This window comes from Mesorhizobium sp. M1A.F.Ca.IN.020.06.1.1 (assembly GCF_004023265.1).
Lineage (GTDB): Bacteria > Pseudomonadota > Alphaproteobacteria > Rhizobiales > Rhizobiaceae > Mesorhizobium.
In genome coordinates, this window is the sequence record NZ_RZSR01000979.1 from 1 (window position 1) to 2,166 (window position 2,166).

The 2,166-nt window shown below is 67.4% G+C and carries 1 protein-coding gene; it reads left to right on the top strand.

Translation table 11 applies throughout. The features are described from left to right. On the top strand, nt 1–2,067 hold a 2,067-nt coding region (locus EOA60_RS29830; protein ID WP_245502644.1), incomplete at its 5' end, for a DNA translocase FtsK. Nucleotides 2,068–2,166 lie beyond the last annotated feature (99 nt).

A 2,166-nucleotide genomic window follows, 5' to 3' on the forward strand; every position in this document is an offset into this window, starting at 1 on the left:
ATCCGCGCCGGGGACTGCCCGGCCAAGCCGCCGCAGGCCATCGTCAAGCCGCAGCAGGCCAGCGCCGCGCCGTCGCCACGGGCCGTAGCCACTCCGGCACAAAAGCCGCAGCCGCCGAAATTTCGTTGGTCCTATCTTTCCGACGATGCGTTTTTCGAGTTCAGCCTGCCCTTGCTCGCCGAGCGCCTGGCGCGGGCACGGCTGAACGATCCTTTGCAGACGCCCGCGGCTCCCGCGCGGATGAGTCCTGCGGCGCAACCGAGCCCGTTCCGCCCCGCCGCGATCGGCGAGGCGACCTCGTTCTACCGCGTCATCGAATGGCGCTCGCACGGGCCGGCCGCAAGTCTGGCCCCGCTGACGGCGCCGGTCGATCTGCCCGCTCTCCGGTCCGCTCCTGTGGAAATCGAATCGCCCGCGCCCGAGTCCGTCGCGCCGCGTTCCGCTGCAAAGAGCGCCCAGGCCGCGAGACCCGCGCCGCCCCTGCCCGTCGCCGGCAAGGTCGCGCCGCAGCCCGCTTCGGCCGGCTACGAGCTTCCGTCCGAGGAATTGCTGCAGATGCCGCCGGAAGGCCAGGGCTTCTACATGTCGCAGGAGCGGATGGAACAGAACGCGGACCTGCTCGAAAGCGTGCTGGAGGATTTCGGCGTCAAGGGCGAAATCATCCATGTCCGGCCGGGTCCGGTCGTCACGCTCTACGAGTTCGAGCCGGCGCCGGGCGTGAAGTCCAGCCGCGTCATCGGCCTGGCCGACGACATCGCCCGCTCCATGTCGGCCATCTCGGCGCGCGTCGCCGTGGTGCCGGGCCGCAATGTCATCGGCATCGAGCTGCCCAACGAAACGCGCGAGACGGTCTATTTCCGCGAGCTGATCGAATCGGCCGGCTTCCGCAACACATCGTGCAAGTTGGCGCTGGGGCTGGGCAAGACCATCGGCGGCGAGCCGGTCATCGCCGACCTCGCCAAGATGCCGCATCTGCTGGTCGCCGGCACCACCGGCTCGGGCAAGTCGGTCGCCATCAACACCATGATCCTATCGCTGCTCTACCGGATGAAGCCGGCGGAGTGCCGCCTCATCATGGTCGATCCCAAGATGCTCGAATTGTCCGTCTATGACGGCATCCCGCATCTGCTCACGCCGGTCGTCACCGATTCCAAGAAAGCGGTCACCGCGCTCAAATGGGCGGTCCGCGAGATGGAGGAGCGTTACCGCAAGATGGCGCGCCTCGGCGTGCGCAACATCGACGGCTACAACCAGCGCGCCGCGGCCGCCCGCGACAAGGGGGAGGTCGTGGTCATGCAGGTGCAGGTCGGCTTCGAGAAGGGCACGGGCGAGCCGCTGTTCGAGGAGCAGGAGATCGACCTCGCCCCGATGCCCTACATCGTCATCATCGTCGACGAGATGGCCGACCTGATGATGGTGGCCGGCAAGGAGATCGAAGGCGCCATCCAGCGGCTGGCGCAGATGGCGCGCGCCGCCGGCATCCATTTGATCATGGCCACACAGCGCCCGTCGGTCGACGTCATCACCGGCACCATCAAGGCCAATTTCCCCACCCGTATCTCCTTCCAGGTGACGTCCAAGATCGACAGCCGCACCATCCTTGGCGAGCAGGGCGCCGAGCAGCTGCTCGGCCAGGGCGACATGCTGCACATGGCCGGCGGCGGGCGCATCGTGCGCGTGCACGGTCCCTTCGTCTCCGATCTCGAGGTCGAGCACGTCGTGGCGCATTTGAAGGCGCAAGGCCGCCCGGAATATCTCGATACGGTCACCGCCGGCGAGGAAGAGGAAGAAGATCCGGCCGACACGGGTCCAGTCTTCGACAAGGGCTCGATCGACGCCGAGGATGGCGACGCCCTCTATGAGGAGGCGGTCAAAGTGGTCAAGCGCGACAAGAAATGCTCGACCTCCTACATCCAGCGCCGCCTCGGCATCGGCTATAACCGCGCCGCCTCGCTGGTCGAACGCATGGAGAAGGAAGGCCTGGTCGGCGCGCCCAACCATGTCGGCAAGCGCGAAATCCTTGCCGGCCGGCGCGACCATGCGCCGGAGCGCGACGAGACGGATTGAGCGGGCGTTAGGGCGCGCAGTCAGGTCGGCCGATCGCGGCTGGTCCTGCCCGTCCTTATTCTATCTGGGGCCCTCGGGTAGAGGTCAGCCGGGCGAAGC